The organism is Streptomyces sp. NPDC056835 (assembly GCF_042789485.1).
Classification (GTDB): Bacteria; Actinomycetota; Actinomycetes; order Streptomycetales; family Streptomycetaceae; genus Streptomyces.
This window is the reverse complement of record NZ_JBHUBB010000011.1, coordinates 63,107-81,683: the sequence shown is the minus strand read 5'-3', so window position 1 is coordinate 81,683 and position 18,577 is coordinate 63,107. Positions and strand designations below refer to the sequence as shown.

The window sequence follows — 18,577 nt, the reverse complement described above, 5'->3', positions numbered from 1 at the left end:
CCCGCGGGACGGGGCTGCCGGGCACGGCGGGCCAGGCGGGACGTTCACCACACGCCCTAGGGGGGCACGCATGACAACGGCCGAGGGCACGCCCCGCCACGCGGTCGTGGTCGGCGCCGGACTCGCCGGCATCACGGCCGCCCTTCAGCTCGCCGACGCCGGAGTGCGGGTGACGCTCGTCGAGGGACGGCCCCGGCTCGGCGGTCTCGCCTTCTCCTTCCAGCGCGGTGACCTCACCGTCGACAACGGCCAGCATGTGTATCTGCGCTGCTGTACGGCGTACCGCTGGTTCCTCGACCGGGTGGACGGCGCCGCGCTCGCGCCGCTCCAGGACCGGCTGGACGTACCCGTACTCGATGTCGCCCCGGCCGGCGGGCCCAGGCTGGGACGGATCCGCCGCAACGGGCTGCCCGTACCGCTGCATCTGGCCGCCGGGCTCGCGACGTATCCGCATCTCTCACTGGCCGAGCGCGCCTCCGTCGGGCGCGCCGCGCTCGCGCTCAAGCGGCTCGACCCCGCCGACCCGGCGCTGGACGGCATCGACTTCGCCACCTGGCTCGGCCGGCACGGCCAGTCGGAGCGGACCATCGAGGCCCTTTGGGACCTGGTCGGCGTGGCCACCCTCAACGCCACCGCGCCGTACGCGTCCATGGGGCTCGCCGCGATGGTCTTCAAGACCGGGCTGCTCTCCGAGCCCGGAGCCGCCGACATCGGCTGGGCGCGTGTCCCGCTCGGTGAACTGCACGACACGCTCGCCCGCAAGGCACTCGACTCCGCGGGGGTACGGACCGAGACCCGCACCCGGGTCAGCTCCGTTTCCCGCGCGGAGAACGGCGGTTGGCATGTCGACATGGACGGAGAGCGGCTGCACTCGGACGCCGTCGTCCTCGCCGTACCCCAGCGCGAGGCCCACTCGCTGCTGCCCGGGGGCGCGCTGGAGGCCCCCGACCGGCTGCTGGACATCGGCACCGCGCCGATCCTCAACCTCCATGTCGTGTACGACCGCAAGGTGCTGCGCCGGCCGTTCTTCGCCGCGCTCGGCAGCCCGGTCCAATGGGTCTTCGACCGTACCGACGCCTCCGGACTGAAGGACGGCCAGTATCTGGCGGTGTCACAGTCGGCCGCCCAGGACGAGATCGACACGCCCGTGTCGGAGTTGCGCGAGCGCTATCTGCCCGAACTGGAACGACTTCTTCCGGCCACCCGGGGCGCGGAGGTGCGGGACTTCTTCGTGACACGCGAGCGCACCGCGACGTTCGCGCCCGCACCGGGTGTGGGCAGGCTGCGGCCGACGGCCCACACCCGTGCCCCCGGCCTCTTCCTGGCCGGCGCATGGACCGCCACCGGTTGGCCCGCGACGATGGAGGGTGCGGTGCGCAGCGGCTTCAGCGCCGCCGGCGCGGCCCTCTCCGAGCTGGGGCACCGCCACGAACACCCCTTGCGGGAGGCGGCATGAGCCCGAGTACCGCACCAACGAGTACTGGAACAAGAGGAGAGACCGTGCCGACTGTGCCCCCGGCTGATCCGGCTGTCGACACCGCGGATGTCCACGCGCTGCTTGAGCGTGGACGGAGCCTGTCAACGCCGGTGCTGCGCGCCGCTGTTGAGCGGCTTGCCGCACCCATGGACACCGTCGCCGCCTACCACTTCGGCTGGATCGACGCCGAGGGCCGGCCCGTTGACGGAGACGGCGGGAAGGCGGTGCGCCCGGCGCTCGCGCTGCTCTCCGCGGAGGCCGCCGGCGCGCCCGCCGAGAAGGGCGTCCCCGGCGCGGTCGCGGTGGAGCTGGTCCACAACTTCTCGCTGCTGCACGACGATCTGATGGACGGCGACGAACAGCGCCGCCACCGCGACACCGTATGGAAGATTCACGGTCCCGCCCAGGCGATCCTCGTCGGCGACGCCCTCTTCGCACTCGCCAATGAGGTGCTGCTGGAGATCGGCACGGTCGAGGCGGGCCGCGCGACACGCCGCCTGACCACCGCGACCCGCAAACTGATCGACGGTCAGGCGCAGGACATCTCCTACGAGCACCGCGAGCGGGTCACCGTCGAGGAGTGCCTGGAGATGGAGGGCAACAAGACCGGCGCCCTGCTCGCCTGCGCCGTCTCCATCGGCGCGGTCCTCGGCGGCGCCGACGACCGTACGGCCGACACGCTGGAGGCGTACGGGCATCATCTCGGCCTCGCCTTCCAGGCTGTTGACGATCTGCTCGGCATCTGGGGCGACCCGGAGGCCACCGGCAAGCAGACCTGGAGCGATCTGCGTCAGCGCAAGAAGTCCCTGCCGGTCGTCGCGGCGCTCGCCGCGGGCGGCCGGGCCTCGGAACGGCTCGGTGAACTGCTCGCCGCCGACGCCAAAAGCATTGATTTCGAGACCTTCTCGGAGGAAGAATTCGCCACCCGGGCGGCGTTGATCGAAGAGGCGGGCGGCCGGGAGTGGACCTCGCAGGAGGCCCGCAGGCAGCACGCCGTCGCCATCGAGGCCCTGGATGGCGTCGACATGCCGGAACAGGTCCGGGCGCAACTCATCGCGCTCGCGGACTTCGTCGTCGTACGAAAGAGATGATCACTATTCCCCTATGCCTTCCTTCCAGGGGCTGAACCCCATACCCCCAACAGTCGCCGTCCACAGCCCGTAGGGCGCCGGACGACGGAGACCCCAGCACAGCAGAAGCACACCACTGCACGAAGGGGAAGCCATGACAGCGACGACCGACGGAAGCACCGGGGCCGTGGGACCCCGCGCAGCCTCGGCGAGCAGACCGACCGGAACCACCACCCCCGCGGCGGGCGGTGACCTTCGAGTCGCCGCCGAGCGGGCCACCGCACGATCCGTCGAGCATCTGCTCGGCAGGCAGGACGCCCAGGGCTGGTGGAAGGGCGACCTGGCCACCAATGTGACGATGGACGCCGAGGATCTGCTGCTCCGCCAGTTCCTCGGAATCCAGGACGCGCGCACCACGGAGGCATCGGCCCTCTTCATCCGTGGTGAGCAGCGCGCGGACGGTACGTGGGCCACCTTCTACGGAGGCCCCGCCGAACTCTCCGCCACCATCGAGGCGTATGTCGCCCTGCGGCTGGCCGGAGACAGTCCCGAAGACCCGCACATGGCGCGCGCCTCACGCTGGGTACGCGAACACGGCGGCATCGAGGGCTCCCGGGTATTCACCCGCGTCTGGCTCGCCCTCTTCGGCTGGTGGAAGTGGGACGACCTGCCCGAACTGCCGCCCGAACTGATCTTCTTTCCCAAGTGGTTCCCGCTCAACATCTATGACTTCGGCTGCTGGGCACGGCAGACGATCGTGCCGCTGACCATCGTCTCCGCGAAGCGGCCCGTACGGCCCGCTCCATTCGCCCTGGACGAGCTGCGCGCCGACCCCGCGCGCCCCGGCACGGGCAAGTCCGTCGCGCCCATGACCAGTTGGGACGGCGTGTTCCAGCGCCTCGACAAGGCGCTGCACGTCTACCACAAGGTCGCGCCGCGCAGACTGCGCCGTACGGCGATGAACGCCGCCGCACGCTGGATCATCGAACGGCAGGAGAACGACGGCTGCTGGGGCGGAATCCAGCCCCCCGCCGTCTACTCCGTGATCGCCCTGCATCTGCTCGGCTACGACCTCGACCACCCGATCATGCGCGCCGGCCTGGAATCACTCGACCGGTTCGCCGTCCGGCGCGAGGACGGCGCCCGGATGATCGAGGCCTGTCAGTCGCCGGTCTGGGACACCTGCCTCGCCACCATCGCACTCGCCGACGCCGGTCTGGATCCTGACCACCCGGCCCTGGTCAAGGCCGCCGACTGGATGCTCGGCGAGCAGATCGTGCGCCCCGGCGACTGGTCCGTACGCCGGCCCGGACTCGCGCCCGGCGGCTGGGCGTTCGAGTTCCACAACGACAACTACCCCGACATCGACGACACCGCCGAGGTCGTCCTCGCGCTGCGCCGGGTCAGACACCCGGACGCCCGGCGGCTCGACGCGGCCATCGAGCGCGGCGCCCGGTGGAATCTGGGCATGCAGTCGAGGAACGGAGCCTGGGGCGCCTTCGACGCCGACAACACCAGTCCGTTCCCCAACCGGCTGCCCTTCTGCGACTTCGGCGAGGTCATCGACCCGCCCTCCGCGGATGTCACCGCGCACGTCGTCGAGATGCTCGCCTTCGAGGGCAAGTCCCATCACCCCCGCACCCGACGCGGAATCGAGTGGCTTCTCGCCGAACAGGAGACCAACGGCGCCTGGTTCGGCCGCTGGGGCGTCAACTACGTATACGGGACCGGCTCGGTGGTGCCCGCGCTGACCGCGGCCGGACTGCCGGTCTCCCACCCCGCGATCCGCCGCGCGGTCAGCTGGCTCGAATCCGTGCAGAACGAGGACGGCGGCTGGGGCGAGGACCTGCGCTCGTACGACGACGAGGCGTGGATCGGACGCGGTGCCACGACCGCCTCCCAGACCGCGTGGGCGCTGCTCGCGCTCCTCGCGGCCGGCGAGCGGGAGAGCAGGGCCGTCGAGCGGGGAATCGCCTGGCTCGCCGGGGCTCAGCGGGAGGACGGCTCCTGGGACGAGCCGCACTTCACCGGTACCGGCTTTCCCTGGGACTTCTCCATCAACTACCACCTCTACCGGCAGGTCTTCCCGCTCACCGCGCTCGGCAGGTACCTCCATGGCGAGCCCAAGCCGCTCGCGGTCCTCGCCGGCGCCCACAAGGGGAGCTGATGGAACGGTCCTCCGGCCCGTCCTCGGCTCCGTCCTCCGGTCCGTCGGCGAGTCCGGCTCCCCGTCCCGCCGCGCCGCTGCTGATCGCCTGCGCGCTCGGCATCGAGCGGTTCGCCCTGCGCCCGGGCCGGGCCGGCGCGGCGGCGCCGGTGACCGTCCTGCGTACGGGCATGGGACCCAAGAACGCCGAGCGCGCCGTGGCACGCGTGCTCGCGGAGGCCCGGAACAGGGACGCGGCCGTGATCGCGTCCGGGTTCTGTGCCGGACTCGTCCCGGGGATGAACCCCGGGGATCTGATCGTCGCCGACGAGACCCGGCACCCGGACGGCTCCACGCCCTGTACGGGCACCGCACTGCTGGTGGACGCACTGGCCAGGGTCGTGCCGGGCCATACGGTCCACACCGGCCCGCTGACCGGCTCCGACCATGTGGTTCGTGGTCAGGAGCGGGCCGAACTGCGCGCCACGGGGGCGGTCGCGGTGGACATGGAGTCCGCCGCCACGCTCCGGAGTGCTCTGAGCGCCGGGTCCCGCCCGGTTGCGGCCGTCCGGGTGGTCGTGGACGCTCCAGAGCATGAGCTCGTCCGTATTGGCACAGTGCGCGGTGGAATATCAGCCTTCCGCGTTCTCCGTGCCGTCCTCCCAGCTTTCCATGAATGGCACCGTTCTTTGCTGCTCCCCAGGAGGTGAGCTAGATGGCCATGCCGCTCCGTCAGACCATCAGGGTCGGGACGTACCTCTTTGAACAGAAGCTCCGCAGACGTGAGAAGTTTCCGCTCATCGTCGAGCTGGAACCCCTCTTCGCCTGCAATCTGAAATGTGAGGGCTGCGGCAAGATCCAGCACCCGGCAGGCATCCTGAAGCAGCGAATGCCCGTTGCCCAGGCGGTCGGGGCGGTGCTGGAGTCCGGGGCGCCCATGGTCTCCATCGCCGGTGGCGAGCCGCTGATGCATCCGCAGATCGACGAGATCGTCCGGCAGCTGGTGGCGAAGCGGAAATACGTCTTCCTGTGCACCAACGCGATGCTGCTGCGCAAGAAGATCGAGAAATTCAAGCCGTCGCCGTATTTCGCCTTCGCGGTGCACATCGACGGGCTGCGTGAGCGGCACGACGAGTCCGTGGCGAAGGAAGGCGTGTTCGACGAGGCAGTGGCGGCCATCAAGGAGGCCAAGCGCCGCGGCTTCCGGGTGACCACCAACTCCACCTTCTTCAACACCGACACCCCGCAGACCATCATCGAGGTGCTGAACTATCTCAATGACGATCTGAAGGTCGACGAGATGATGATCTCGCCCGCCTATGCCTATGAGAAGGCCCCCGATCAGGAGCACTTCCTGGGTGTCGAGCAGACCCGGGAGCTGTTCCGGAAGTCGTTCGCCGGTGGTAACCGGGCGCGCTGGCGTCTCAACCACTCCCCGCTGTTCCTGGACTTCCTGGAAGGCAAGGCCGACTTCCCGTGCACGGCGTGGGCCATCCCCAACTACTCGCTCTTCGGCTGGCAGCGTCCCTGCTATCTGATGAGCGACGGGTATGTGCCGACATACCGGCAGCTCATCGAGGAGACGGACTGGAACAAGTACGGCCGCGGGAAGGACGCGCGCTGCGCCAACTGCATGGCGCACTGCGGCTATGAGCCGACCGCCGTCCTCGCCACCATGGGCTCGCTCAAGGAGTCCCTGCGAGCGGTCCGCGAGACGGTCGCCGGGACGCGGTGAGCACAGCCGTGTCGATGGTGGAGGACGCGGGGGTTCCCTCGGGAACGCCCGCCGTCACGGTGAGCTGAAGAAGCATTCCGAGAGGGGGCCCGAGCGTGTCAGTCTTGGAGAATATCCGGGGGCCGCGCGATCTCAAGGCGCTGAGTGAAAGTGATATCGGTGAACTGGCCGAGGACATCAGAGCGTTCCTGATTCAGGCGGTCGCCAGAACCGGCGGCCATCTCGGGCCCAATCTCGGGGTGGTGGAGCTGACCATCGCCCTGCACCGGGTCTTCGATTCTCCTGTCGACCGAATTCTGTGGGACACCGGCCATCAGAGCTATGTCCATAAACTCCTCACCGGCAGACAGGACTTCTCCAAACTGCGCGGCAAGGGCGGCCTTTCCGGCTATCCCTCCCGCGCCGAATCCGTACACGATGTCATCGAGAACTCGCACGCCTCCACCGTCCTCGGCTGGGCCGACGGACTCGCCAAGGCCCGTGACGTGCGGGGCGGGGAGGACCATGTCGTCGCGGTCATCGGGGACGGAGCGCTCACCGGCGGAATGGCCTGGGAGGCGCTGAACAACATCGCCGCGGCCAAGGACCGGCCCCTGATCATCGTGGTCAACGACAATGAACGGTCATACGGTCCGACGATAGGCGGACTCGCCGATCACCTGGCCACTCTCCGTACCACCGACGGCTATGAGAGCGTCCTGGCCTGGGGCAAGGACGTACTCCAGCGCACCCCCGTGGTGGGCCGGCCGCTGTACGGGTCGCTGCACGGTGCGAAGAAGGGGTTCAAGGACACCTTCGCCCCGCAGGGCATGTTCGAGGACCTTGGTCTCAAATACGTCGGACCGGTCGACGGCCATGACACCGCCGCCCTGGAATCGGCGCTGCGGCGCGCCAAACGCTTCCACGGACCCGTACTGGTGCACTGTCTGACGGAGAAGGGGCGCGGCTACGCGCCGGCGCTGGAGGACGAGGCGGACCGCTTCCATACGGTCGGCGTGATGGATCCGCTGACCTGCGAGCCGCTGGCACCGTCCAACGGCCCGTCGTGGACCTCGGTGTTCCGCGACGAGATCGTCGCGATCGGCGAGGAGCGGCCTGATGTGGTGGCGATCACGGCGGCCATGCTGCACCCCGTCGGGCTGACGAAGTTCGCCGAGCGCTTCCCGGACCGGATCTGGGACGTGGGCATCGCCGAGCAGCACGCGGCGGTCTCCGCGGCCGGGCTCGCCACCGGCGGGCTGCACCCGGTCGTCGCCGTCTACGCCACGTTCCTCAACCGCGCCTTCGACCAGCTGCTGATGGATGTCGCCCTGCACCGGTGCGGCGTCACGTTCGTACTCGACCGGGCCGGGGTCACCGGAGTCGACGGTGCCTCGCACAACGGCATGTGGGACATGTCGATCCTCCAGTGCGTACCCGGACTGCGGATCGCGGCGCCGCGCGACGCCGGACAGTTGAGGGCGCAGCTGCGCGAGGCGGTGACCGTGGACGACGCGCCGACCGTGGTGCGGTTCGCCAAGGAGTCCGTGGGCCCGGAGATCCCGGCCCTGGGGCGCGTGGGCGGGATGGACGTCCTGCGTCGCGCGGCGGACGCCGAGGTGCTGCTCGTATCGGTGGGGGTGCTCGCGCCCGTATGTCTCCAGGCGGCGGAGCTGCTTTCGGAGCGCGGTATCGGCTGCACGGTGGTCGATCCCCGATGGGTCAAGCCCGTCGACGAACAGCTCGCCCCGCTGGCCGAACGGCACCGGCTGGTAGCGGTCGTCGAGGACAACAGCCGAAGCGGCGGGGTGGGTTCGGCCGTCGGCCAGTCGCTGCGTGACGCGGGGGTGGACGTACCGCTGCGGACCTTCGGTATCCCCGAGGAGTTCCTGGCCCATGCCAAACGGGGTGAGGTGCTGGCCGACATCGGTCTCACCCCGGTGGAGATCGCGGGACGGATCAGCGCCGCCCTGGCACCCAAGAAGACCCGGGCACGCGTAGGGAAGCCGGCGCGTGCGGAGAGCCGGGCGCGCGGGCAGAGCCCGGCAGGAAAGGAGAGCGCGGAATGACCGGGCCCACGGGCTTCGACCTGTCGCGGCTGCTCGCGGAGCGCGGCGCCGAGCGCTACGAGCTGTACACCAAGCACCTCAACCACCAGCTTCCCCGCATGCTGCACACCATCGGCTTCGACCGGTTCTACGAGCGGGCCGAGGGAGCCTACTTCTGGGACGAGGACGGCAACGACTATCTCGACATGCTCGCCGGCTTCGGCGTCATGGGCCTCGGCCGGCACCATCCCGTCGTACGCAAGGCGCTCCACGACGTCCTCGACGCCTCGCTCGCCGATCTCACCCGCTTCGACTGCCAGCCGCTGCCCGGACTGCTCGCCGAGAAACTGCTCGCCCACTCCCCGCATCTGGACCGGGTGTTCTTCGGCAACAGCGGTACGGAAGCGGTGGAGACGGCGCTGAAGTTCGCGCGGTACGCGACCGGGAAGCCCCGGATCCTCTACTGCTCGCACGCCTTCCACGGGCTCACCACGGGCTCGCTTTCCGTCAACGGAGAGGAGGGCTTCCGGGACGGCTTCGCACCGCTGCTGCCCGACACCGCCCTCGCGCTCGGCGATCTCGACGCGCTGGAGAGGGAGCTCAAGCGCGGCGATGTGGCCGCCTTCGTGGTCGAGCCGATCCAGGGCAAGGGCGTCCACGAGACCCCGCCCGGTTTTCTGCGCGCCGCCCAGGAACTGCTGCACCGGCACAAGGCGCTGCTCATCGTCGACGAGGTACAGACCGGCCTCGGCAGGACCGGGGACTTCTACGCGTACCAGCACGAGGAGGGAGTGGAGCCGGATCTCGTCTGTGTGGCCAAGGCGCTCTCCGGCGGCTACGTGCCCGTCGGCGCGACCCTCGGCAAGGACTGGATCTTCAAGAAGGTCTACTCCTCGATGGACCGGGTGCTCGTCCACTCGGCGAGCTTCGGATCCAACGCCCAGGCCATGGCCGCGGGCCTGGCCGTACTGTCCGTGATGGAGGACGAGAACGTCGTCGCCAACGCGCGGATCACCGGGGATCTCCTCAGGTCACGACTGGCCGCGCTCGTCGACCGTTATGAGCTGCTGTACGAGGTACGCGGCCGTGGCCTGATGATCGGCATCGAGTTCGGCCGGCCGAACTCGATCAAGCTGCGCGGTCGCTGGACCATGCTCCAGGCGGCCCGCAAGGGACTCTTCGCGCAGATGGTGGTCGTACCGCTGCTCCAGAAGCACCGGATCCTCACCCAGGTCTCCGGCGACCATCTGGAGGTGATCAAGCTGATCCCGCCGCTGACCATCGGCGAGCGGGAGGTCGAGCGCTTCGTGGACGCCTTCACGGCGGTCATGGACGACGCCCATGGCGGTGGCGGACTGATGTGGGACTTCGGCAGGACTCTGGTGAAGCAGGCCGTGGCGAACCGCTAGGTGTACTGGGGATCGGGATTCTTTGCCTCTGGGGTAAGAAATTTGCCCCAGAGGAAAGTTCCTGGCGCAATGGAGATATGAGCACACCTCCCGCTGGAGGGGCCGCCGACGAGCTGCCCGACCAGCTGCCCGATGTCGCACCCCGCCTGCGCGAGCTGCGCCGCGGCCGACGGCTCACCCTGGAGGCCGCCGCCGGGCGGGCCGGGCTCTCCCCCGCCCATCTCTCCCGGCTGGAGACCGGCCACAGACAGCCGTCGCTTCCGATGCTGCTGAGCCTCGCCCGTATCTACGGTACGACGGTCTCCGAACTGCTGGGGGAGATGCCGCCGGAGCGCGATCCCATCGTCCGGGCCGGCCGGATGGAACCGGTCGAGGCCGACGGCTGGACCTACCACCAGGCGGGCGGCCCGGGGCGGGCCATGCAGCCGCTGCGGCTCCAGGTCCCCTACGGGGCTCAGGGCGACCTCGTCCGCGTACACCCCGGTGAGGAATGGCTCTATGTCCTCGAAGGGCGGCTCCAGGTGACCCTCGGGAACGCCGTACACGTACTCGACCCCGGGGACAGCGCGCACTTCGACTCGCTCACCCCGCACCGGATCGCGGCGGTCGGACCCGAGGGGACCGAGCTGCTCTTCGTCCATACCCTGCTGCAGAGCCCCGCCGCCGAGCTGTGCCTCGGCGCCGGGGCCCATCGTCGCTGACCCGCTGAGAGAGGTCTGCCACCATGTCCGAGTCAGAGAACTCCGTGCCCGGCCCGGCCGACGGACCGGAAGGCCGGCCCGAATCCGCCGCGTCCGGTCATGTCATGAAGGAAGAGGGGAAGTTCCCCCGCGGGCTGGTCATCCGGCTCTTCGCCTATCTGGTCGCCGGCCATCTCTTCGCGGCCTTCCTCTATCTGCTCTTCGAGATGGGCGCGCGGGGGTAGGGGCGCCCCTTCGAAGCCGTTACCGGCGCTCTCGCCGTCCCCCCTCCGTTCCCGCCGCTGCTCAGCTCTGGTCGAGGAGGCGGGTGCGAAGCCGCTCGCGGGTCTCGGGGGCGAGCCCAAGCCCCTCGGTCAGATAGCGGTCGGTGGTGCCCCAGGTCTTCTCGATGGTCTCGAAGGCCGCCGCGAGATATTCGGCGCGAGCGTCGAAGAGCGGGCTGAGCAGTTCCATCACCTCCGGGGACATCCCGGTGGGGGAGTTGTCGGTGCGGTGGATCGGGTAGCGGCGGTGCGGGTGGTTCGACTTGAGATAGTCGGCCTCGATCGCCTCGGGCTCCACCCCGACCGCGAGCAGGGACACCGCGATGGAGAGCCCCGCCCGGTCCTTGCCCGCCGCGCAGTGCATGAGCGCGGGGACGCTGTCCTCGGCGAGGGAGTGCAGGACGCGGCTGTGCTCGGCGGTGCGTCCCGTGATGATCGTCCGGTACGAGTCGATCATCCGGGTCGCGGCTCTGCCGTCCGAGAGGATCGAGCGCAGCTGGTCGAGATCGCCGTCCCGCACCATCAGCCAGAACTCGGCGCCGTCCGCCGGATCAGTGAGCGGCAGGTTCACATTGCGTACGCCGGGCAGTTCCACGTCCGCGCCGTCGAGCTTCAGATCGGCGGCGTTGCGGAAGTCGAAGATCGTGTGCAGGCCGAGGGAGGAGAGGAAGGCGGCATCGGCCGGGGTGGCGTTGGCGAGATGTCCGCTGCGGAAGAGCCTGCCGTAGGCCACCCGCCGGCCGTCCGTGGTCGGCAGTCCGCCCACATCGCGGAAGTTGCGCACGCCGGACAACTCGGGCTCTGTCGACGGGACCTGCGGCAGCTGCTGCGTCACGGCGTGCTCCTCCGTGTCTGCCGTCGGCGCGGCTCGCCGACGATGTCGGCTTCCGACCCTACGACATTTGTTCCCCAGGCAACCTGCGGCAATCGGCCCGGCTCCGGAAGGGTCAGAAGCGCATTATTCGGACACGCCGCGCGGATGAATATCGCCCACATGCCCATCTGTCCGGAATGAGTGATTCCGCATAACCTGCCCCGGTCGCGGGGGAGATGAGCTCCGGCCCGTGAGCAGGATCATATCCGTGACGTTGCGTGGCGGTATCGGGAGGGGGAATTGCTGCTCCGCAAGGTAATTGAAGACCGGAATCCACGCAGGGTGACCGAATAACCCGAGCGATATCCGGAACGGGCGTCACCGCCGGAAAACAGCATCTTGTTCCGGCCGACCGACTCGCTTACGTTCAGCCTCAATCCGAGCGGATCGCCGAATCCTGCCGCCGCTTGGAATTCGCATCCACCCATCAACGCGTGGCAGGAGCGGGGGACCCAGGTAGTACGCCGATCCGGAAGTTCGGACGGCTCGGGGTGAAGTCGCGCACCATGCGCGGCCGGGCAGCTCCAGCCCGAACCCGACAGCTCACCTCGCAGGCGCCGGAGAGGAATTCGCCATGCCCACGAAGGGTAAGCACCGCCGTCCCAAGACCAATTCGATTTCGCGCGGATTCATCGCCGCGGGTACGGGTGGCGCGGCCATCGCGCTTCCGCTCATCGGCGCCACCGGCGCGCACGCCGCGGAGAAGGCCGCCCCCGCCGCCGCTCCGCAGGCCGCCTCCACCTCGGCGCAGACGGCCCAGAATCTGTCCGGCGCCCAGCAGCGCGCCGTGACGAAGCAGACCGTGACCCACGTGGCCACCAAGGTCGCGAGGACCTACACCGTGGTCGCCGGCGACTATCTCTCCAAGATCGCCGTTGAGCATCATGTCCGGGGCGGCTGGCACCGGCTGTATCAGGACAACCGGGAGGCCGTCGGCGACAACCCGTCGCTGATCCACCCCGGCCTGAAGCTGACCCTCGGCGCGCGGGCAGCGGCGAGCGCGCCGTCCGAGGCTCCGGCGGAGCCCTCCTCGTCGGCCGATTCCTCGGCGGACTCCACGTCCTCGGCCGACACCACCTCCCCGGCCGAGTCCGCCGATTCCTCGTCCGCCGACGCTTCGTCCGCCGATTCTTCGTCCAGCGACTCCTCGTCCAGCGGTTCGACGGACGAGTCCGCCGCCCCGACCACCGAGCAGGCCCCCGCCGACGGCACCGCGGAGCAGAGCACCGGTTCCGGCTTCACCGCGCCGGTCGACGGACCGACCTCCACGCCGTACCGCGCCTCCGGCTCCAGCTGGTCCAGCGGCTACCACACCGGTGTCGACTTCTCGGCGTCCTCGGGCACCCCCGTCAAGGCGGTCAGCGACGGCACGGTCGTGACGGCCGGCTGGGGCGGTGCGTACGGCAACCAGGTCGTCATCCAGCACAGCGACGGCATGTACTCGCAGTACGGTCACCTGTCGTCCCTGGAGGTCTCCGCGGGCGAGAGCGTCAGCGCGGGCCAGCAGATCGGACTCTCCGGTTCCACCGGCAATTCCACCGGACCGCACCTGCACTTCGAGATCCGGACCGGCCCCGAGTACGGCTCGGACGTCGACCCGGTGGCCTACCTCCGGCAGAACGGTGTCAACGTCTGATTCGTCAGATCACGTCAGCTCATTGCGCTGCCCGGCACTTTCCGTGCCGGGCAGCGGCTTTTTCGACTATTCCCGCTTGGCCGAAACTTGACCGATGGCATATCTCACCCGGCGTCAACCCCTCCTTACGGTCGCGTAGGTCACATCTGCCGGGAATGATGTGGTGCTGTGGCAGACGATTCGAGATCAAGAAGAAATGGCGTACTCGGGTCGTACGCGGCGATCGGCGACAGCTTCACGGAGGGGGTGGGCGACCCGGGCCCCGACGGGATGTATGTCGGCTGGGCGGACCGGCTCGCGGTCCTGCTCGCCGACCAACTGCCGGTCTCGGGTGCGACGGCGGACACCGTCCACGGTGATTTCCGGTACGCCAATCTCGCCGTACGCGGCCGGCTCCTCGACCAGATCGTCGACGAACAGATACCGCGCGCCAAGGAACTCGCCCCGGATCTGGTGACGTTCTGCGCCGGCGGCAATGACATCATCCGGCCAGGCACCGACCCCGACGATGTCGCCGAGCGTTTCGAGCGGGCCGTCGCCGATCTCTCCGGCGCCGTCGGCACGGTCATGGTGACCACCGGCTTCGACACCCGGGGCGTCCCGGTGCTGCGCCATCTGCGCGGCAGGATCGCCACCTACACCGCCCATGTGCGGGCCATCGCGGACCGCTACGACTGCCCGGTGCTCGACCTCTGGTCGCTCAAGTCCGTACAGGACAGGCGGGCCTGGGACGGCGACCGGCTGCATCTGTCACCCGAGGGGCACACCCGCGTCGCGCTGCGCGCCGCGCAGGTGCTCGGCCTCGATGTGCCCGCCGACCCGGACCAGCCGTGGCCGCCGCAGCCGCCGCGCGGGACGCTGGAGGTACGGCGCGACGACATCCACTGGGCACGCGAATATCTGGTGCCGTGGATCGGGCGGCGGCTGCGCGGTGAGTCCTCCGGCGATCATGTCGAAGCGAAGCGCCCGGACCTCTTGCCTCTCAAGCACTGACCGCGGAGGCGGATCCGGCCGGTCGTATCCCCGCCGGGACCCGTTCCAGTACCCCTCCGGCGAAGACGTCGTACAACGGCAGTGTCTCCAGATGCACATAGCCGATATGGCAGTCGCACACCGCCAGCGGGCACGCCCGCGGAGCGAGCGCCCGCCGGTAGGACCCGTCGTAGAGATTGCCCAGCTCGGCGCGGACGAAGTGGCAGCGCCGCACCGTACCCTCACCGTCCACCGAGATCACCGACTCGCCCGTCCGGCAGGGCAGACCGGCCGAGCGGTGCGGGCTGCGGCTGTAGGGGAAGAGCGGATCGAGAGCCGTCCAGCGACCGGCCTCCTCATCCGTATAGCTGCGGCCCTCGGCCGCGTTGATCCAGAGATACACCTGCTCGGGCAGGTCCGCGCGCAGCCGGCGGGCGTGCTCCAGATGGTCCGGCAGGCCCACGACCCCCACACTGAACCGGATCGACCGCTCCGCCAGCTCATGGGTCTTCGCGAGGAAGCGGTCGTACGGCGTCTGGCCGGGGTGGTACGTACACCACAGGGCGAGCTTCGCGGGATCGGCGTCCGCCAGCCAGTCGGTGCGGCAGCTGAGATTCGTCTGGATCGCCACCCGGCCGATGTGCGGCAGCGACGACAGCTCGGTGAGGGCACGCCGGTACCAGGAACGCACCAGCCCTTCGCCCCAGGGAGTGAACAGCACCGACAGCCTGTCCTCCCGCTGCTCCGAAGCCCAGGCGGTGAAGCGCTCCAGGGCGGCCCGGTCGGCGCGCAGTTGCTCCCGGCTGTCGCGGCGCTTGGCGAACGGGCAGTAGGGGCAGTCGTAGTCGCAGGAGGCGAGCGGGCCGCGGTAGAGGATCGTCAGGTCCACGGGTCTCACTTCCTTTCGTACGCGGCCATCGAGGCCCGTACGGCGGGGGAGAAGAGCGCGGGACCCAGCGCGTCCGAGTACGCGAGCCCCTCGGGGGAGAGGCGCAGCAGGCCGGGAGGCGCGCTCTCGTCGAGCCAGCCGAGGGCCGCGAACCGGGCCAGCTCGCCGGGGAAGTCCTCGGCGGGGCCGGAGCCGAACCGCGCGCGGTAGTCGGCCTCCGTCATCCCCCCGGCTTGGAGGAGGGACTGGAGAAGATGGCGGCGGCGTGCCTCGTCACCATCGATCCGGCGGCCGACCTCCGCGTGGGAGAAGTCCTCCGTCGCCGTGTAGGTGTCGATGATGGCGCGTATCTCGCGCATGTCGACGGCGTAGTCGAAGGAGTAGTGAAGAGTGGAGGTGTACGAGCGGGCCCCGCAGCCCAGACCGATCATCCCGTCGGTCTGGCACGCGTAGTCGTCCGCGCCGGCGTCCTGGAACGAGATGTCCGGCCGGCGGAACATGCGCATCGACAGCTGTTCGTAGCCGTGCGCGAGCAGCTGGTCCCGGCCCTGCCGGTAGAGCCGCAGCCGCTGGTCGTCCCAGGCGGAGTCACCGCCGGCGCCGAGCCGGCCGAGGCCCGTGAGCGGCCGTACGTACAGGGGGTAGAGATACAGCTCCTCGGGCCGCCAGGCGAGCGCGGCGTCCAGGGAGTGACGCCAGCTCGCCTCCGTCTGGCCGTCGATGCCGTAGATGAGATCGATGTTCAGGACGGGGATCCGGGCGTCCCGTATGCGGCCGAGCGCGGCCTCGACCTCGGCGCGGCGCTGTGGGCGTACGGCGGCCTTCGCCTCCGCGTCGACGAAGCTCTGGACGCCGATGCTCAGCCGCGTGGCACCCCGCTCGGCGAGCACCGCCAGCCGGTCGGCGGTGGCCGTCGCGGGGGAGGTCTCCACGGAGAGCGGGACGGCCCGCAGGTCGGCCCCCATCCGTTTCTCGGCGATGTCGCACAACCGGTCCAGCTCGTCGGCGTCCAGATAGGTGGGTGTGCCGCCGCCGAAGGCAGCCGCGGCGAACCGCACGGTGTCCGTGCCGGCTTCAGCGTCCGCCAGGGCGTCGCGCACCGTGATCGCCTGCCGGTCGAGCGCGTCGAGATAGCGCGTCGTCAGTTCGTCGGGGGCGCCGATCCGGGTGAAGAGATTGCAGAAGCCGCAGCGGACCTCGCAGAACGGTATGTGCAGATAGAGGGAGAGCGCGTCCTTGCGTTCACCGGCCCACAGCCCACGCAGCGCCGGGCGGTCCTCCAGCGGGCGGTAGGCGGTCTTGTGCGGATAGGCGTAGACATAACTCTCGTACGGACGAGGTGCGAGGGTGGTGCTCATCGGGCTGTCCCGCTCTCCAGGAAGAAATGGGCGTACGGCACGGTCCAGACCACTTCATGGCCCAGGCGGTGGCCGGTCCAGCCGTCGTCGCCGTAGGCGGTGCCATGGTCGGAACAGACGATCGTGAAGCAGCGCCGACGGCTGCTCGCGGCGGCGAAGAGCCGGCCGATATGGCGGTCGACATACTCCAGCGCGGCGGCGTGCGTGGCCCGCGAGTCGCCCGCCTCCCGCGTGGCGCCGGGCAGATGGAACCAGTTGGGCTGGTGCAGCGCCGCCACATTGACGAACAGGAACAGCCGCTGGTCGGGCTCCAGACCGGCGACGACCTTCTCCGCGCGCTCCACCTGCGCCTCGAATGAGGTGGGAGAGGCCACGCCGAACTCCGGCTCCCAGTGGCTCTCCTGGAACATTCCGGGCAGTACGGAGCCGAGCGCGCCCCGCTGGCTGAAGAAGCCGACGCCGCCCAGACACACCGTGCGATAGCCGGCCGCCGCGAGGCCCGAGACCAGATCCGGCGTGTCATGGACGAAGGTCCGGTCGGCCGTGGTCTCGCTGCCCCCGAAGCGCGCGGCGAACAGCCGTGGATGCGGACCCGGCACGGCGGGGGTGGGCAGAAACCCGGCGAAGATCGCCTGATGCGAGGCGTAGGTGAAGCTGCCCGGGGCGTGCCGCTTCTCCCAGCGACCGCCCGGGAGATGCCGGGCGAGATGTGGGATACGGCCCGCGGCGGCCAGCTCCTCCGCGACATCGAAGCGCAGTGTGTCGAGCGTGACGAGCAGGAGGTCGTCCCGCCCGACGACCTCGTTCATGTCAGGTGTCTGCACGCCGGCTCCTCGGTCGTCCAGCGCGTGGCACGCCTCGGCAGGGCGGCGAGCTGCGCCGCGTAGGTGTCCAGGCCGTCGGCGCCGCGGCCCGGCAGCCCCGTGAGACCGGGCAGCAGATCGCCGAAGGCGTTGACCTCGCCGACGGCGTACCGCCGCCAGCTCGGGGCGGGCAGCAGATCGACTCCCACGCAGTGGGTTCCGGGGAAGCGGTCGGCCGCCGCCTCACTGATGGTGAGGGCGGTGGAGAAGCTGCCGCCGGACGCCTTGATCACGTCGCGGGCCGCGTCGAGATCTCCGCGCTTCCCGCCCAGATGGAGATTGGTCATGGGCGACCGGCTGGTCCGTACGACCACGTGCGTCGCGCGGCCCGCGACGACCACCACCCGCAGATCGGCCGGCCTGCCGTCCAGGACCGCCTTCGGCACCCACTGCTCGATATGCAGTCCGTCGGGCGCGAGGGTGTCGATGATCGCCGCCACGTCGCGCTCGCTGGTGTAGTCGCGGATCCGCAGCGAGTTGAAGAGGCGGCCCGCGCCGTCCCGTTCGACGGAAGTGAGGGCACGCACCCGGCCGGGACCCGCCCTCTCGACGGCGAGGACACCGGAGGCGGACGAGCCGTGGGCGATCTTGACGAACACGCGGCGGAGCCCGGCCCCGGCCATCAGCGCGCGTACATCATCCCAGCCGGACACGGCCGGCCCTCCGGGGCCCGAGGTGGGCGACACGGGAACGCGGACCCCCGCCGCGTCGAGCACGCCATGGCAGAGCCGCTTGTCGAAGAGGACCGCCAGCTCGTCGGGATCGTCCAGCAGATCGGCTCCGGCGGCGGAGGCGGCCCGGCCGAGGCCCCGGGCGAGTGCCGTGAACCGTTCGTACCAGCGGCCCGTGCCCTCGACACGGGTCGGATCGTCCACGTCACGAAGCAGCCGGTCCACCTCCGGGTCCTCGCCCGGGGAGTCGATCCGTACCGTCTCACCGGCCGTGAACCGCGCCCGGCTGTCCAGCACATCGCGCCAGGCCACCTCGCGGGCTGGGGACAGCCCGGCGGCCCGCACGGCGTCCTGGAACAGGGACACGCGGCGGTTGCCGGGGATCCCGACCACGACCAGCCGCGGATCCCCCGGGGCCGGCGTGCTCGGGGACGGGGCGCTTCGGGGCACGGCGCTCGCGGACGTGTCGCTCGGGTCCCGGGTCAT

General features: G+C 70.0%; 16 protein-coding genes and 1 riboswitch. Of the genes, 11 read left to right on the top strand and 5 right to left on the bottom strand.

Annotated features, from left to right (window positions below):
• The first annotated feature begins 70 nt into the window (after nt 1-70).
• The 9 genes from hpnE to ACFRMN_RS14790 all read left to right on the top strand — a co-directional run bounded on the left by hpnE (nt 71) and on the right by ACFRMN_RS14790 (nt 10,789).
• Nucleotides 71-1,456 (top strand): hydroxysqualene dehydroxylase HpnE, encoded by a 1,386-nt coding sequence (hpnE, locus tag ACFRMN_RS14830; RefSeq protein ID WP_383018709.1) that lies wholly within the window; start codon nt 71-73, stop codon nt 1,454-1,456.
• Nucleotides 1,453-2,568, top strand: coding sequence for a polyprenyl synthetase family protein (locus tag ACFRMN_RS14825; protein ID WP_383018706.1), 1,116 nt, complete (start codon nt 1,453-1,455; stop codon nt 2,566-2,568). The genes hpnE and ACFRMN_RS14825 overlap by 4 nt, the downstream gene beginning before the upstream one ends.
• 133 nt (nt 2,569-2,701) lie before the next feature.
• Nucleotides 2,702-4,714, top strand: a complete 2,013-nt coding sequence (shc, locus tag ACFRMN_RS14820) for a squalene--hopene cyclase (protein ID WP_383018703.1) — start codon at nt 2,702-2,704, stop codon at nt 4,712-4,714.
• Nucleotides 4,714-5,403, top strand: a complete 690-nt coding sequence (locus tag ACFRMN_RS14815) for a 1-hydroxy-2-methyl-2-butenyl 4-diphosphate reductase (RefSeq protein ID WP_383018700.1) — start codon at nt 4,714-4,716, stop codon at nt 5,401-5,403. The genes shc and ACFRMN_RS14815 overlap by 1 nt, the downstream gene beginning before the upstream one ends.
• Before the next feature lie 5 nt (nt 5,404-5,408).
• Entirely contained in the window at nt 5,409-6,428 is a 1,020-nt protein-coding gene (gene hpnH, locus ACFRMN_RS14810) for an adenosyl-hopene transferase HpnH (protein ID WP_383018697.1), read from the top strand.
• Nucleotides 6,429-6,523: 95 nt separating this feature from the next.
• Nucleotides 6,524-8,476, top strand: coding sequence for a 1-deoxy-D-xylulose-5-phosphate synthase (dxs, locus tag ACFRMN_RS14805; protein WP_383018694.1), 1,953 nt, complete (start codon nt 6,524-6,526; stop codon nt 8,474-8,476).
• Nucleotides 8,473-9,864, top strand: coding sequence for an aspartate aminotransferase family protein (locus ACFRMN_RS14800; RefSeq protein WP_383018691.1), 1,392 nt, complete (start codon nt 8,473-8,475; stop codon nt 9,862-9,864). The genes dxs and ACFRMN_RS14800 overlap by 4 nt, the downstream gene beginning before the upstream one ends.
• Before the next feature lie 77 nt (nt 9,865-9,941).
• Nucleotides 9,942-10,565, top strand: coding sequence for a helix-turn-helix domain-containing protein (locus ACFRMN_RS14795; RefSeq protein ID WP_383018688.1), 624 nt, complete (start codon nt 9,942-9,944; stop codon nt 10,563-10,565).
• 23 nt (nt 10,566-10,588) lie between these two features.
• Nucleotides 10,589-10,789: a DUF6126 family protein gene (locus ACFRMN_RS14790; RefSeq protein WP_383018685.1), complete on the top strand. Its 201-nt coding sequence runs from the start codon at nt 10,589-10,591 to the stop codon at nt 10,787-10,789.
• 61 nt (nt 10,790-10,850) lie between these two features.
• Here ACFRMN_RS14790 and ACFRMN_RS14785 read toward each other — a convergent pair whose 3' ends face one another.
• On the bottom strand, nt 10,851-11,663 hold the full coding sequence (locus tag ACFRMN_RS14785) for a tyrosine-protein phosphatase (RefSeq protein ID WP_383018682.1): 813 nt from the start codon (nt 11,661-11,663) through the stop codon (nt 10,851-10,853).
• Nucleotides 11,664-12,080: 417 nt separating this feature from the next.
• Nucleotides 12,081-12,272, top strand: a riboswitch (cyclic di-AMP (ydaO/yuaA leader).
• 4 nt (nt 12,273-12,276) lie between these two features.
• Here ACFRMN_RS14785 and ACFRMN_RS14780 point away from each other — a divergent pair.
• Nucleotides 12,277-13,338 (top strand): peptidoglycan DD-metalloendopeptidase family protein, encoded by a 1,062-nt coding sequence (locus ACFRMN_RS14780; RefSeq protein WP_383018679.1) that lies wholly within the window; start codon nt 12,277-12,279, stop codon nt 13,336-13,338.
• Between the two features lie 168 nt (nt 13,339-13,506).
• Nucleotides 13,507-14,331, top strand: a complete 825-nt coding sequence (locus tag ACFRMN_RS14775; RefSeq protein ID WP_383018676.1) for an SGNH/GDSL hydrolase family protein — start codon at nt 13,507-13,509, stop codon at nt 14,329-14,331.
• Here the strand turns inward: ACFRMN_RS14775 and ACFRMN_RS14770 are convergent.
• From ACFRMN_RS14770 to ACFRMN_RS14755, 4 genes are read right to left on the bottom strand one after another with little or no spacing between them, the layout of a single operon-like run.
• Nucleotides 14,321-15,199: an STM4011 family radical SAM protein gene (locus ACFRMN_RS14770; protein ID WP_383018673.1), complete on the bottom strand. Its 879-nt coding sequence runs from the start codon at nt 15,197-15,199 to the stop codon at nt 14,321-14,323. The two genes, ACFRMN_RS14775 and ACFRMN_RS14770, sit on opposite strands and share 11 nt — an antisense overlap.
• A gap of 5 nt (nt 15,200-15,204) precedes the next feature.
• On the bottom strand, nt 15,205-16,557 hold the full coding sequence (locus ACFRMN_RS14765) for an STM4012 family radical SAM protein (RefSeq protein ID WP_383018670.1): 1,353 nt from the start codon (nt 16,555-16,557) through the stop codon (nt 15,205-15,207).
• Nucleotides 16,554-17,366 carry an STM4013/SEN3800 family hydrolase gene (locus ACFRMN_RS14760; RefSeq protein ID WP_383019076.1) on the bottom strand — a complete coding sequence of 271 codons (813 nt, stop codon included), beginning with the start codon at nt 17,364-17,366 and terminating at the stop codon, nt 16,554-16,556. The genes ACFRMN_RS14765 and ACFRMN_RS14760 overlap by 4 nt, the downstream gene beginning before the upstream one ends.
• Nucleotides 17,363-18,577 carry an STM4014 family protein gene (locus ACFRMN_RS14755; protein ID WP_383018668.1) on the bottom strand — a complete coding sequence of 405 codons (1,215 nt, stop codon included), beginning with the start codon at nt 18,575-18,577 and terminating at the stop codon, nt 17,363-17,365. The genes ACFRMN_RS14760 and ACFRMN_RS14755 overlap by 4 nt, the downstream gene beginning before the upstream one ends.

Bases quoted from the DNA above. Each gene is read 5' to 3' on its own strand.
- hpnE (WP_383018709.1), top strand. From the start codon at position 71: ATGACAACGGCCGAGGGCACGCCCCGCCACGCGGTCGTGGTCGGCGCC.
- ACFRMN_RS14825 (WP_383018706.1), top strand. From the start codon at position 1,453: ATGAGCCCGAGTACCGCACCAACGAGTACTGGAACAAGAGGAGAGACC.
- shc (WP_383018703.1), top strand. From the start codon at position 2,702: ATGACAGCGACGACCGACGGAAGCACCGGGGCCGTGGGACCCCGCGCA.
- ACFRMN_RS14815 (WP_383018700.1), top strand. From the start codon at position 4,714: ATGGAACGGTCCTCCGGCCCGTCCTCGGCTCCGTCCTCCGGTCCGTCG.
- hpnH (WP_383018697.1), top strand. From the start codon at position 5,409: ATGGCCATGCCGCTCCGTCAGACCATCAGGGTCGGGACGTACCTCTTT.
- ACFRMN_RS14800 (WP_383018691.1), top strand. From the start codon at position 8,473: ATGACCGGGCCCACGGGCTTCGACCTGTCGCGGCTGCTCGCGGAGCGC.
- ACFRMN_RS14795 (WP_383018688.1), top strand. From the start codon at position 9,942: ATGAGCACACCTCCCGCTGGAGGGGCCGCCGACGAGCTGCCCGACCAG.
- ACFRMN_RS14790 (WP_383018685.1), top strand. From the start codon at position 10,589: ATGTCCGAGTCAGAGAACTCCGTGCCCGGCCCGGCCGACGGACCGGAA.
- ACFRMN_RS14780 (WP_383018679.1), top strand. From the start codon at position 12,277: ATGCCCACGAAGGGTAAGCACCGCCGTCCCAAGACCAATTCGATTTCG.
- ACFRMN_RS14765 (WP_383018670.1), bottom strand. From the start codon at position 16,557: ATGAGCACCACCCTCGCACCTCGTCCGTACGAGAGTTATGTCTACGCC.
- ACFRMN_RS14760 (WP_383019076.1), bottom strand. From the start codon at position 17,366: ATGAACGAGGTCGTCGGGCGGGACGACCTCCTGCTCGTCACGCTCGAC.
- ACFRMN_RS14755 (WP_383018668.1), bottom strand. From the start codon at position 18,577: ATGACCCGGGACCCGAGCGACACGTCCGCGAGCGCCGTGCCCCGAAGC.